Consider the following 12,606-nt stretch of genomic DNA (forward strand, 5'->3'; position numbering starts at 1 on the left):
ACCCCCGCTGACGCGGGGAGCACCGGATGTACGGGCGACTCGGCGCGCAGTACGCCGGACCATCCCCGCGTCAGCGGGGAGCAGGCACCCACCACCACTGACCGACACACGGGTCGCGTGCCTTTCTCGAATCAGCCACCCGAAGGAGTGATCGCCGCGTGAGCACGCCCTATCCGTTCACAGCAGTCGTCGGACAGGACGACTTGCGTCTGGCGCTGCTCCTCAACGCCGTGAGCTCGAAGGTCGGTGGTGTCCTTGTGCGCGGCGAGAAGGGCACCGCCAAGTCGACCGCGGTACGGGCGCTGTCCGCGCTCATGCCCCAGGTGGCCGTCGTTCCCGGGTGCCGCTTCTCCTGTGACCCCGCCCGGCCCGACCCGGGGTGCCCGGACGGGCCGCACGAGCCGGGCGCGGGCGCGCACCGCCCCGCCCGCATGGTCGAGCTGCCCGTCGGCGCCTCCGAGGACCGGCTGGTCGGGGCGCTCGACATCGAGCGGGCGCTGGCGGAGGGCGTGAAGGCCTTCGAGCCGGGGCTGCTCGCCGACGCGCACCGGGGGATCCTGTACGTCGACGAGGTCAACCTCCTCCATGACCATCTGGTCGACCTGCTGCTGGACGCGGCGGCGATGGGTGCGTCGTACGTCGAGCGCGAAGGCGTCTCCGTACGGCACGCGGCACGGTTCCTGCTCGTCGGGACCATGAATCCCGAGGAGGGCGAACTGCGGCCGCAACTCCTCGACCGGTTCGGGCTGACCGTCGAGGTGGCCGCCTCACGGGAGCCTGACCAGCGGATGGAGGTCGTACGGCGGCGGCTCGCCCACGAGGACGACCCGGCCGGTTTCGCCGCGCGCTGGGCCGACGAGGAGGCCGCCGTGCGGCAACGGATCGTGGCGGCGCGGGAGCTGTTGCCGTCGGTGCGGCTGGGCGACGCGGCGCTGCGGCAGATCGCGGCCACCTGCAGCGCCTTCGAAGTGGACGGCATGCGCGCCGACATCGTGATGGCTCGGACAGCGACCGCGCTGGCTGCGTGGGCCGGGCGGACCGATGTGCTGGCGGAGGACGTGCGGCAGGCCGCGCTGCTGGCCCTGCCGCACCGCAGGCGTCGTTCGCCCTTCGACGCGCCGGGTCTGGACGAGGACAAGCTGGACGAGACGCTGGAGGAGTTCGGGGACGACGACCCGGACACCGATCCGGACGGGCCGGGGGGTGGCGGCGGGCAGCCGCCTGCCGACGGTCCCGAGGGCGGTGACACGGGGACGGCGCCCGAGGCCGGACCGGGCGAGGAGTCCGGGGACTCCGGGGGACCCGGGGGGTCCGGGGGGTCCGGGGGGCCCGGGGGGCCCGGGGAGCCGCAGCCCGCGGGGGCCGGCTCCGGCGAGCGGTCGCCGGTGGGTGCCGCCGAGCCGTTCCGGACGAAGGTGCTGAGTGTGCCGGGCATCGGTGAGGGGGCCGCCGGGCGGCGGTCCCGTGCGCGGACCGAGCACGGGCGGACGACCGGGGCGCGCCGGCCGAACGGCGCGCTGACCAAGCTGCACCTGGCGGCGACCGTGCGGGCGGCGGCGCCGCACCAGCGGGCCCGGGGCCGGTCGGGGCCGGGGCTGGTGGTGCGCCGGGACGATCTGCGGCAGGCCACGCGTGAGGGGCGTGAGGCGAACCTCGTGCTGTTCGTCGTGGACGCCTCCGGGTCGATGGCCGCGCGGCAGCGGATGGGCGCCGTGAAGGGTGCCGTGCTGTCGCTGCTGCTCGACGCCTATCAGCGGCGGGACAAGGTGGGGCTGGTGACCTTCAGGGGGTCGGCGGCCGATGTCGCGCTGCCGCCGACGTCGTCGGTGGACGCGGCGGCGGTCCGGCTGGAGTCGCTGCCGACCGGTGGGCGCACCCCGCTGGCGGCCGGGCTGCTCAAGGCGCATGACGTGCTGCGCGTGGAGCGGCTGCGGGATCCGGCGCGGCGTCCGCTCGTCGTCGTGGTGACGGACGGGCGGGCGACCGGTGGCCCCGAGCCGGTGGCTCTGGCGGGGCGTGCGGCGCGGCTGTTCGCGGCCGAGGGCGTCGCCTCCGTGGTCGTGGACTGCGAGTCGGGGCCGGTGCGGCTGGGGCTCGCCGGGCGGCTGGCCGGTGACCTGGGCGGTACCGCCGTGACGCTGGACGAGCTGCGGGCCGACTCGATCGCCGGGCTGGTCAGGGACGTGCAGGGGACTTCGAGGAGGGCCGCGTAGTGCCGAAGGGGCAGCCGAGTGTCGTACCGGACGACGGGCTGACGACGCGTCAGCGGCGCAATCGTCCGCTGGTCGTCGTGCACACGGGCGTCGGCAAGGGCAAGTCGACCGCCGCGTTCGGGCTGGCGCTGCGGGCCTGGAACCAGGGGTGGCCGATCGGGGTGTTCCAGTTCGTCAAGTCGGCGAAGTGGAAGGTCGGCGAGGAGAACGCCCTGCGGGTGCTCGGTGCCTCCGGCGAGGGCGGGAGCGTCGACTGGCACAAGATGGGCGAGGGCTGGTCCTGGGTTCAGCGCGATGCTCAGATGGACAACGAGGAGAAGGCCCGCGAGGGGTGGGAGCAGGTCAAGCGTGACCTGGCCGCGGAGACGTACAAGCTGTACGTGCTCGACGAGTTCGCCTACCCGATGCACTGGGGGTGGGTGGACACCGACGAGGTGGTGTCCGTGCTGCGGGACCGGCCGGGCACCCAGCATGTGGTGATCACCGGGCGGAACGCGCCGGAGAAACTGGTCGGCTTCGCGGACCTCGTGACCGACATGTCCAAGGTCAAGCACCCCATGGACGTCGGGCAGAAGGGGCAGAGGGGCATCGAGTGGTGACCTCCGTGCCCCGGCTGGTGATTGCCGCGCCCTCCTCGGGCAGTGGCAAGACGACCGTCGCGACCGGGTTGATGGCCGCGCTCACCGCGCGGGGACTCGCCGTGTCCCCGCACAAGGTGGGCCCGGACTACATCGATCCCGGGTACCACGCGCTCGCCACCGGTCGGGTGGGGCGGAACCTCGACGCGTATCTGTGCGGGCCGGAGCTGGTCGGTCCGCTGTTCGCGCACGGTGCGCGCGGGTGCGACATCGCCGTGGTCGAGGGTGTGATGGGCCTGTACGACGGGGCGGCCGGGGAGGGCGAACTGGCGTCCACCGCCCACGTCGCCAAGCTGCTGCGCGCGCCGGTCGTGCTCGTCGTGGACGCGTCGTCGCAGTCGCGGTCGGTGGCGGCGCTGGTGCACGGATTCGTGAGCTGGGATCCGCAGGTGCGGGTCGGGGGCGTGATCCTCAACAAGGTCGCGTCGGATCGGCACGAGGCGTTGTTGCGGGAGGCGTTGGACTCCGTCGGGGTGCCGGTGATGGGGGTGGTGCGGCGGGGCGCGCAGGTGGAGACGCCGTCTCGGCATCTGGGGTTGGTGCCGGTTGCCGAGCGGGGTTCCCTGGCTGTCGCGGCTGTCGATGCGATGGCCGCGCAGGTGGCGGCCGGGTGCGACCTGTCGGCGTTGGTGGCGCTCGCGCGGAGTGCGGGTTCGCCGGCGGGTGCGGCGTGGGACGCGGCTGAGGTTGTCCCGCCCCCGCCGCCCCGTCCCTTCCCGTCCCTGGGGGCCGCGCCCCCGGACCGCCGTTCGGCCCTGGACGGGCCTCGTCCTCAGTCGCCGGACGGGCTGGTCGTGGCTGTCGCCGGTGGGGCCGCGTTCACGTTCTCCTATGCGGAGCACTCCGAGTTGCTCGCCGCCGCCGGGGCCGAGGTCGTCGTCTTCGATCCGTTGCGGGACGAGGAACTGCCCGAGGGGACCGCCGGCTTGGTCATCGGCGGGGGCTTCCCCGAGGTGTACGCCTGCGAGCTGTCCGCCAACGAGCCGTTGCGCAAGGCCGTTGCCGAACTTGCCGCCAGTGGTGCTCCCGTGGCGGCCGAGTGCGCGGGGTTGCTCTATCTGTGCCGGGAGCTGGACGGCATGCCCATGTGCGGGGTGCTGGATGCCTCCGCACGGATGTCGCAGCGGCTGACCCTGGGTTACCGGGACGCCGTGGCCGTGAGCGACAGCGTGCTGGCCGGCGCGGGGACGCGGATGCGGGGGCACGAGTTCCACCGGACGGTCGTGGAGCCGGGGGCGGGGGCCGCTCCCGCGTGGGGCGTGCGGGTGCCCGAGCGGCGCGTCGAGGGTTTTGTACAGCGCGGTGTGCACGCGAGCTATCTGCACACGCACTGGGCGTCCGAGCCCGGTGTCGCCCGTCGGTTCGTGGAGAGGTGCCGGACGTCATGAGCAGCAGGCTGATCGGGGTCGGGGTCGGTCCCGGGGATCCGGAGCTGGTGACCGTCAAGGGTGTCAACGCCCTGCGCGCGGCGGAGGTCGTCGTCGTCCCGGTGATGGACACCGGTGAGCGGGGGCGGGCCGAGGCGACCGTGCTGCACTACGTGCCCGGGGAGAAGATCGTCCGGGTGGTGTTCGCGCTGAACGAGCGCACCGACCGGGCGCGGCGCGAGGCGGCCTGGGACGCGGCCGGTGAGCGGGTCGCCGGGCTGCTGCGGGACCACGGGTCCGTCGCCTTCGCGACGATCGGCGACCCCAACGTGTACTCGACGTTCACGTATCTCGCGCAGACCGTCGCGGAGTCGGTGCCGGGGACGCTCGTGGAGACCGTGCCGGGGATCACCGCGATGCAGGATCTGGCGGCGCGTTCGGGCGCGGTGCTCACCGAGGGGACCGAGCCGCTGACGCTGGTGCCGGTGACCGCGGGCGCCGCCGTGCTCAAGGACGCCCTGGCCGGGCCCGGGACCGTCGTGGCGTACAAGTTCGGGCGGCAGGCGGGCGAGGTGGCCGAGGCGCTGCGGGAGACCGGGCGGATCGACGACGCCGTGTGGGGGTCGGCGCTCGGGCTGCCGGAGGAGTCGGTCCGGCCGGCCGCGGAGCTGGACGGGGCGCCCCTGCCGTATCTCTCGACGCTCATCGCGCCGCCCCCGCGCGACGGCGGGCGGGGCGGCAAACTGTGAGCCCGTCCGGGCCGGGCTCAGTGCGCGGCGCCCACCACCAGCCAGATGAACAGTGCTCCCGCGATCGTGCACAGCAGCGTGGAACGGGCCGGGTGCGCGTGGTGCGCCTCGGGCAGGATCTCGGCCGCGGCCAGGTACAGCAGCGCGCCGCCGAACAGGCCGAGGTAGCCGCCGAGCAGGGGTTCCGGGAGCGTGAAGAACAGTGTCGAGGCAGCGCCCACCACCGGTGCCGCCGCGTCCGCGACCAGCATGGCCAGCGCCCGGCGGCGGGCGTTCCCGTAGGCACTGGTGAGCGTGTAGGTGTTGAAGCCGTCCGCGAAGTCATGGGCGATCACGGCCACCGCGACGGCCGCGCCCATACCGCCGTCGACCTGGAAGGCGGCGCCGATCGCCACGCCGTCCATGGCGCTGTGACCGACCATCGCGGCGGCGGCGACGAGACCCACCTCGGGGGTACGGCCGTCGGACTCCTCCGCGCCGTGAGCGGCCTGGCGGTGGGCGAGCAGGCGTTCCACCAGATGGGCGAGCAGGAAGCCGCCCACGAAGAGCAGCAGGGCCGCCGGTACGCCGTACAGCTCGGCGCCCGCCGCTTCCAGGGACTCCGGGAGGAGTTCCAGGCCGACGACGCCCAGTATCAGCCCGCCGGCCAGGCCCAGCACCAGATGGCGGCGGTCGGTCACGCGGTGTGCCGTCCAGCCACCGGCCAGCGTCATCAGGAACGCGCCGAGCGCGACGAAGACCGCCATGTGCTCTTCGTATCCGATCGGTGGCCGCTCGCGCACGCGTGACAGCCGGTCACCGCCCACTTCTTGATCCGCTGATCCCTTGATCCCCCTGATCCCTTGACTCGCATGACTCGCTCGACTCGTAGGAGAGGACCGATCCCCATGGCCGATGCCCCCGCCGGCAAGGTGACCTTCGTCGGTGCCGGCCCCGGCGCCGCCGATCTGCTGACGTTCCGTGCCGCACGCGCCATCGCCGAGGCCGATGTCGTGATCTGGGCCGCCAGCCTGGTCCAGGCGGAGGTCCTCGACCACGCGCGTGAGGGCGCGGAGATCCTCGACTCGGCGGCGATGTCGCTGGAGGACGTCGTGGCCGTCTACGAGCGGGCCCGCGCGGAAGGGCTGAAGGTCGCGCGGATCCACTCCGGCGACCCGGCGCTGTGGGGCGGCACGCAGGAGCAGGTCGACCGGTGTGCCGAGCTCGGCATCGCGACCGAGATCGTGCCCGGTGTGTCGTCGTTCTCCGCCGTCGCCGCGCTCGCGCAGCGCGAGCTGACCATTCCGGAGGTGGCGCAGTCCGTCGTCCTGACCCGGCTCGGCGGCGGCAAGACGCCGATGCCGCCCGGTGAGGAGGTCCGCGAGTTCGCGCGGCACGGCACCACCATGGCGATCTTCCTGTCGGCCGCCCGCAGCGGGCAGCTGGTGCGGGAGCTGCTGGAGGGCGGCTACCCGACGACCACCCCGGTCGTCGTCGCGTACCAGGCGACCTGGCCGGAGGAGCTGGTCGTGAGGTGCACGGTCGGCACGCTGGAGGAGACGGTCAAGGAGCACAAGCTCTGGAAGCACACGCTGTTCCTGGTCGGTCCGGCCCTCGACGCGCACGGCACCCGCTCGCACCTGTATCACCCCGGCCACTTCCACGGCTACCGCAAGGCGGATCCGGAGGCCCGCAGGGCGTTGCGTTCGCGGGGTGCGAGCACGTGATCACGGTCGTCGGTATGGGGGCGGGGGCGCCGGTCGACGCGTCGGTCGCGGCCGGGGCCGAGCTGGTGGTCGGCGGGCGCCGGCATCTGGACGCCCTGCGGCTGCCGGAGGGGGCCGAGCGGGTCGTGCTGGGTCCGCTGACGCCCGCGCTCGACGCCATGGAGAAGTACGTCGCCGGGGAACGGCGGGTCGTGGTGCTGGCGTCCGGGGATCCGGGGTTCTTCGGGATCGTGCGGGCGCTGGCCGAACGGTTCGGGCCGCAGCGGCTGGACGTGCGGCCCGGTGTGTCCTCGGTGGCCGCCGCGTTCGCGCGGGTCGGGCTGCCGTGGGACGACGCCGTGGTGGTCAGCGCGCACGGGCGGGATCCGCGTACGGCGGTGCTTCTGTGCCGGGCGCACCCGAAGGTCGCCGTGCTGACCGGGCCGGGGGCGGGTCCGGCCGAGCTGGGGGCCGCGCTGCGGGCCGACGGGCGCGTGCTGGTCGTCGCCTCCGCGCTCGGTTCCGCCGAGGAGCGGGTGGAGCGGGTGACGCCCGCCGAGGCCGCCGCCCGCGACTGGGGGCCGGCGGTGAGCGTGGTGCTCTGTCTGGACGAGGAGCGGGCGCTGGGGCCGGTGCGCACGGTCGCGGGGCCGCCGTCCGGGCCCGCCGGATGGGCGCTGGACGAGTCCGAGTTCACCCACCGCGACTCGATGATCACGAAGTTCGAGGTGCGGGCGCTGGCGCTGGCCCGCCTCGGGCCGCGTCCGGGCGACCTGGTGTGGGACATCGGCGCGGGTTCGGGTTCCGTGGCCGTGGAGTGCGCGCGGCTCGGCGCCGCCGTCACCGCCGTCGAGAAGACACCGGACGGGGTGGAACGCGTCCGGGCCAACGCCGCGGCGCACGGCGTCGACGTGCACGTGGTGCACGGGGCGGCGCCGGCCGTGCTGTCCGGTCTGGACGACGACCCCGACGCCGTGTTCGTCGGCGGGGGCGGGCGGGAGCTGCCCGCCCTCGTCACCGCGTGCGCGCGGCGGGCCCGGCGGACCGTGGTGGTCGCCCTGGCCGCGCTCGACCGGGTACCGGCCGTGCGTGAGGCGCTGGCCGGGGCCGGGTTCGGCTGTGACGGGGTGCTGTTGCAGTCGTCGCGCCTGGCGCCGCTGCCCGGGGACGTGACCCGGCTGGCGGCGACCAATCCCGTTTTCCTGCTGTGGGGCGTCAGGCCTCCGGCGCACAGTGAAGGAGTTTGCCAGTGATCGGCCTCATCTCCGCCACCGCGGCGGGAGCGGCCGCGCGGGACCGGCTGGCCGCCGCGTGGCCGGACCGTACGCGCGTGTACGAGGGTCCCGTCGGGGACGCCGTACGGGCCGCGTTCGCGCAGTGCGAGCAGCTCGTGTGCTTCCTGGCCACGGGTGCCGTGGTGCGGCTGGTGGCGCCGCTGCTGGCCGGCAAGGCGAGCGACCCGGGCGTGGTCTGCGTGGACGAGGGCGGACGGTTCGCGGTGTCGCTGCTGGGCGGACACGGCGGCGGTGCGAACGGCCTCGCCCGCGCGGTGGCCGAGGTGCTGGGTGCCGAGCCGGTGGTGACCACGGCGACCGACGCCGTGGGGCTGTCCGGCCTGGACACGCTGGGCCTGCCCGCGGAGGGCGATGTCGCCGCCGTCTCACGGGCCCTGCTGGACGGCGAGGCGGTGGCGTTGCGCGCCGAGGTGGCCTGGCCGCTGCCGCCGTTGCCGGTGACGGACGAGGGGCGGTACACGATCCGCCTCACGGACCGGCTGACCGAGCCCGCCGAGCGGGAGGTGCTGTTGCGGCCGCCGACCCTCGTCGTGGGAGTCGGTGCGTCGAAGGGTGCCCCGGTCGAGGAGGTGCTCGCGCTGGTCGAGGGCGCCTTGCGGGAGGCCGGGCTGTCGGCGGCGTCGCTCGCCGAGCTGGCCACCGTGGACGCCAAGGCCGGGGAGCAGGGCATCGTGGAGGCGGCCCGGCGGCTCGGGGTGCCACTGGTGACGTACGGCGCCGGGGAGTTGGCGCGGGTCGAGGTGCCGAACCCCTCCGACGCGCCGCTCGGCGCCGTCGGCACCCCGTCGGTCGCGGAGGCCGCCGCGCTGCTGGGCGGGGGTGAACTCCTCGTGCCCAAGCGGAAGTCGGAGCGCGCCGACGGACGCCCCGCGATGGCGACCTGTGCCGTCGTACGGCGGCCGGGACGGGGGCGGCTCGCGGTGGTCGGACTGGGACCCGGCGCCCGGGATCTGCTGACCCCGCGCGCGAAGGCCGAACTGCGCCGCGCCTCCGTGCTGGTGGGCCTCGACCAGTACGTCGACCAGATCCGCGATCTGCTGCGGCCCGGCACGCGCGTGCTGGAGTCGGGGCTCGGCGCGGAGGAGGAACGGGCCCGCACGGCCGTCGCCGAGGCCCGCCGGGGTCGGGCGGTGGCGCTGATCGGCAGCGGGGACGCGGGCGTGTACGCCATGGCCTCACCGGCGCTCGCGGAGGCGTCCGACGACATCGACGTGGTCGGGGTGCCGGGCGTGACGGCGGCGCTGGCGGCCGGGGCGATCCTGGGTGCGCCGCTGGGCCACGACCATGTGTCGATCAGCCTGTCCGACCTGCACACGCCGTGGGAGGTCATCGAGCGGCGGGTGCGGGCGGCGGCCGAGGCGGACATCGTGGTGACGTTCTACAACCCGCGCAGCCGGGGCCGTGACTGGCAGTTGCCGAAGGCGCTCGCGATCCTCGCGGAGCACCGGGAGCCGACGACGCCGGTCGGGGTCGTGCGCAACGCGTCGCGCGCCGACGAATCGAGCCGGCTGACGACACTGGCCGCGCTGGATCCGGCGACGGTCGACATGATGACGGTCGTGACCGTGGGCAACACGGCGACCCGTGAGATCGCGGGGCGCATGGTCACCCCGCGTGGCTACCGCTGGCAGGAGGAGCCGCAGTGAACCGCGTGGTGCACCCCATCGAGCAGGAGTCCTTCCGGCGGCTGCGCGCCCGGCTGGACACCTCGCACTTCCCGCCGCTGACCCGGGCGGTCGTCGAACGCGTCATCCACTCCTCCGCCGACCTCGGCTACGCCGGGGAACTCGTCATGGACGAGGGCGCGTTGGCGACGGCGCATGCCGCGCTGCACGCGGGGGCGCCGGTCGTCGTGGACGTGGAGATGGTCGCGGCCGGGATCACCCGCCGCGAGACCGTGTGCCGGCTGAAGGACGCCGGGGCCGGACCCGGTCTGACGCGTTCGGCGCACGCGATGCGGCTGGCGTACGAGGAGGTCGGGCCCGGCGCCCTGTGGGTGATCGGCTGTGCGCCGACCGCCCTGGAGGAGCTGCTGACCCTGGACGCCTCCCCCGCGCTCGTCATCGGTCTGCCCGTCGGTTTCGTCGGGGCGGCCGAATCCAAGGCCGCGTTGCGGGAGAGCGGGCTGCCCGCCGTGAGCAACGTGTCCGAGAAGGGCGGGTCGGCGGTGGCCGCCGCCGCGCTCAACGCCCTGCTGTACCACCCCCTTTCTGCTGAGGAGAACCTGTGACCACCCCGCCCGCCCTGCTCATCGCCGGCCACGGCACCCGGGACGACGCCGGAGCGGAGGCGTTCCGCGACTTCGTCCGGGAGCTGGGGCGCCGCCACCCCGAACTGCCCGTCGCCGGCGGTTTCATCGAGCTGTCCCCGCCGCCGCTGGGCGAGGCCGTCGCCGAGCTGGTGGAGCGGGGGGTGCGGCGGTTCGCCGCCGTGCCGCTGATGCTGGTGTCCGCCGGGCACGCCAAGGGGGACATCCCGGCGGCGCTGGCCCGCGAGAAGGAACGCCACCCCGGCATCTCGTACACCTACGGCCGTCCGCTGGGCCCGCACCCCGCCCTGCTGAGCGTGCTGGAGCGGCGGCTGGCCGAGGCGGTGGATCCCTCCTGGGACCCGTCCGAGGTGACGGTGCTGCTGGTGGGGCGCGGCTCGACGGACCCGGACGCCAACGCCGAGGTGTTCAAGGCGGCGCGACTGCTGTGGGAGGGGCGCGGTTACGCGGCCGTGGAGACGGCGTTCGTGTCGCTGGCGGCACCGGACGTGCCGAGCGGTCTCGACCGGTGCGCGCGGCTGGGCGCCCGGCGGGTCGTGGTCCTGCCGTACTTCCTGTTCACCGGGATCCTGCCGGACCGGGTGCGGCGGCAGACCGATGAGTGGGCGGCGGCGCACCCGGAGACGGGGGTGCGGTCGGCGGACGTCATCGGTCCCGAGCCGGAACTGCTGGATCTGGTGATGGAACGGTACGCGGAGGCCGTGAAGGGGGATCTCCGGATGAACTGCGACTCGTGCGTGTACCGGATCGCGCTGCCGGGCTTCGAGGACAAGGTGGGCCTGCCGCAGCAGCCGCACTTCCACCCCGACGACGACGGCCACCACCATCACGGGCACCATCACGGGCACGGCCACACCCACTCCCATGCGCACTGACCCCGGGCACGACCTGCGTCACCACGGGGACGCCGAGGTCCGTGACGACGGCGCGGAGCTGGTCGACCTCGCGGTGAACGTCCGCGCGGACACGCCGCCGCCGTGGCTGCGGGAGCACATCGCCGCGTCGCTGTCGGGCCTCGCCGCCTACCCGGACGGGCGGGCGGCGCGGGCGGCGGTGGCGGCGCGGCACGGGCTGCCGGTGGAGCGGGTGCTGCTGACGGCCGGTGCGGCGGAGGCGTTCGTGCTGCTGGCGCGGGCGCTGGAGGTGCGCCGGCCGCTGGTCGTGCATCCGCAGTTCACGGAGCCGGAGGCGGCGCTGCGGGACGCCGGGCACTCGGTGGACCGGGTGCTGCTGCGGGAGGCGGACGGCTTCCGGCTGGATCCGGCGGCGGTGCCCGAGGACGCGGACCTGGTGGTGATCGGCAACCCGACGAACCCGACATCGGTGCTGCACCCGGCCGCGAGCATCGCCCGGCTCGCCCGTCCCGGGCGGACGCTGGTGGTGGACGAGGCGTTCATGGACGCGGTGCCGGGCGAGCGCGAGGCGCTGGCCGGGCGGACGGACGTGCCGGGCCTGGTGGTCCTGCGCAGCCTCACCAAGACCTGGGGCCTGGCGGGCCTGCGGATCGGTTACGTCCTGGCGGCCCCGGAGACGATCGCGGAACTGGAGCGTGCCCAGCCGCTGTGGCCGGTGTCCACGCCGGCACTGGCGGCGGCGGAGGCCTGCGTGGCCACCGGGGCACTCGCGGAGACGGCCCGCGCGGCGCACCGCATCGCCGCGGCCCGGTCCCATCTGATCGCGGGGCTGCGCGAGTTCACCGGCCACGGCCTGCGGGTCGTGGGACCCGCCGCGGGTCCCTTCGTCCTGGTCCGGCTGCCGCACGCGGCGACCGTACGGCGACGGCTGCGCGCCCTCGGCTACGCGGTGCGCCGTGGGGACACGTTCCCGGGACTGGACGAGGAGTGGCTGCGACTGGCGGTGCGGGACCGGGAGACGACGGACGGGTTCCTGAGCGCGCTGGGGCGGGCCCTGGGGCGGGGCTGATGCGGGCTCCTTCGGCGCCGGAGGCGTACACCGGGCGGAGGCCCACCGGGCAGAGGTACCAGTGACCGTGGACAGGCTCCTTCGGCACCGGAGGCGTACACCGGGCGGAGGCCCACCGGGCAGAAGCACCAGTGACCGTAGACAGGCTCCTTCGGCACCGGAGGCGTACACCGGGCGGAGGCCCACCGGGCAGAAGCACCAGTGACCGTAGACAGGCCCCTTCGGCGCCGGAGGCGTACACCGGGCGGAGGCCCACCGGGCAGAAGCACCAGGGACCGTAGACAGGCCCCTTCGGCACCGGAGGCGTACACCGGACGGAGGCCCACCGGGCAGAAGCACCAGTGACCGTAGACAGGCCCCTTCGGCACCGGAGGCGTACACCGGGCGGAGGCCCACCGGCGGGCCAACCCCGGTCGGCGGGCCGGGCACCCGGGAGGGCCGGCCCCCGGTGCCGCCCTTGCGGCCAG

The 12,606-nt window shown here is 74.8% G+C and carries 11 protein-coding genes; 10 read left to right on the forward strand and 1 reads right to left on the reverse strand.

Annotated features, from left to right (window positions below; translation table 11 throughout):
- Positions 1–158 precede the first annotated feature (158 nt).
- From IE178_RS24390 to cobI, 4 genes are read left to right on the forward strand one after another with little or no spacing between them, the layout of a single operon-like run.
- Positions 159–2,213 carry a putative cobaltochelatase gene (locus IE178_RS24390; protein WP_193513788.1) on the forward strand — a complete coding sequence of 685 codons (2,055 nt, stop codon included), beginning with the start codon at positions 159–161 and terminating at the stop codon, positions 2,211–2,213.
- The gene (gene cobO / locus IE178_RS24395) at positions 2,213–2,812 is read left to right on the forward strand and encodes a cob(I)yrinic acid a,c-diamide adenosyltransferase (RefSeq protein WP_184763604.1); all 600 of its coding nucleotides are present in this window, start codon (positions 2,213–2,215) and stop codon (positions 2,810–2,812) included. The genes IE178_RS24390 and cobO overlap by 1 nt, the downstream gene beginning before the upstream one ends.
- Entirely contained in the window at positions 2,806–4,239 is a 1,434-nt protein-coding gene (locus tag IE178_RS24400) for a cobyrinic acid a,c-diamide synthase CobB (RefSeq protein ID WP_193513789.1), read from the forward strand. Before cobO ends, IE178_RS24400 begins: the two co-directional genes overlap by 7 nt.
- Positions 4,236–4,967, forward strand: coding sequence for a precorrin-2 C(20)-methyltransferase (gene cobI / locus IE178_RS24405; protein WP_184763602.1), 732 nt, complete (start codon positions 4,236–4,238; stop codon positions 4,965–4,967). Before IE178_RS24400 ends, cobI begins: the two co-directional genes overlap by 4 nt.
- 17 nt (positions 4,968–4,984) lie before the next feature.
- Here the strand turns inward: cobI and IE178_RS24410 are convergent, their stop codons facing one another.
- Complete coding sequence (locus IE178_RS24410; protein WP_184763601.1) at positions 4,985–5,713, reverse strand: ZIP family metal transporter; 729 nt, start codon at positions 5,711–5,713, stop codon at positions 4,985–4,987.
- Between the two features lie 141 nt (positions 5,714–5,854).
- Here IE178_RS24410 and cobM point away from each other — a divergent pair, with 141 nt between their 5' ends.
- The 6 genes from cobM to cobC are packed head-to-tail and all read left to right on the forward strand — an operon-like array spanning position 5,855 to position 12,139.
- The gene (cobM, locus tag IE178_RS24415; RefSeq protein ID WP_184763600.1) at positions 5,855–6,673 is read left to right on the forward strand and encodes a precorrin-4 C(11)-methyltransferase; all 819 of its coding nucleotides are present in this window, start codon (positions 5,855–5,857) and stop codon (positions 6,671–6,673) included.
- Entirely contained in the window at positions 6,670–7,905 is a 1,236-nt protein-coding gene (cbiE, locus tag IE178_RS24420) for a precorrin-6y C5,15-methyltransferase (decarboxylating) subunit CbiE (RefSeq protein WP_193513790.1), read from the forward strand. The genes cobM and cbiE overlap by 4 nt, the downstream gene beginning before the upstream one ends.
- Positions 7,902–9,593: a precorrin-3B C(17)-methyltransferase gene (gene cobJ / locus IE178_RS24425; protein ID WP_193513791.1), complete on the forward strand. Its 1,692-nt coding sequence runs from the start codon at positions 7,902–7,904 to the stop codon at positions 9,591–9,593. Before cbiE ends, cobJ begins: the two co-directional genes overlap by 4 nt.
- The gene (locus tag IE178_RS24430; RefSeq protein ID WP_184763598.1) at positions 9,590–10,177 is read left to right on the forward strand and encodes a precorrin-8X methylmutase; all 588 of its coding nucleotides are present in this window, start codon (positions 9,590–9,592) and stop codon (positions 10,175–10,177) included. The genes cobJ and IE178_RS24430 overlap by 4 nt, the downstream gene beginning before the upstream one ends.
- Positions 10,174–11,091, forward strand: coding sequence for a sirohydrochlorin chelatase (locus IE178_RS24435; protein ID WP_193513792.1), 918 nt, complete (start codon positions 10,174–10,176; stop codon positions 11,089–11,091). The genes IE178_RS24430 and IE178_RS24435 overlap by 4 nt, the downstream gene beginning before the upstream one ends.
- A complete protein-coding gene (cobC, locus tag IE178_RS24440; protein WP_193513793.1) occupies positions 11,081–12,139 on the forward strand; it encodes an Rv2231c family histidinol phosphate aminotransferase CobC in 1,059 nt (352 codons plus the stop codon). Before IE178_RS24435 ends, cobC begins: the two co-directional genes overlap by 11 nt.
- Positions 12,140–12,606 lie beyond the last annotated feature (467 nt).

Source organism: Streptomyces griseoloalbus, from assembly GCA_014650015.1.
GTDB classification, from domain to species: domain Bacteria; phylum Actinomycetota; class Actinomycetes; order Streptomycetales; family Streptomycetaceae; genus Streptomyces; species Streptomyces griseoloalbus.

Excerpts from the sequence above, each read along its gene's own strand:
- cobM (WP_184763600.1), top strand. The coding sequence starts at position 5,855 with ATGGCCGATGCCCCCGCCGGCAAGGTGACCTTCGTCGGTGCCGGCCCC.
- cobI (WP_184763602.1), top strand. The coding sequence starts at position 4,236 with ATGAGCAGCAGGCTGATCGGGGTCGGGGTCGGTCCCGGGGATCCGGAG.
- cobC (WP_193513793.1), top strand. The coding sequence starts at position 11,081 with ATGCGCACTGACCCCGGGCACGACCTGCGTCACCACGGGGACGCCGAG.
- IE178_RS24410 (WP_184763601.1), bottom strand. The coding sequence starts at position 5,713 with ATGGCGGTCTTCGTCGCGCTCGGCGCGTTCCTGATGACGCTGGCCGGT.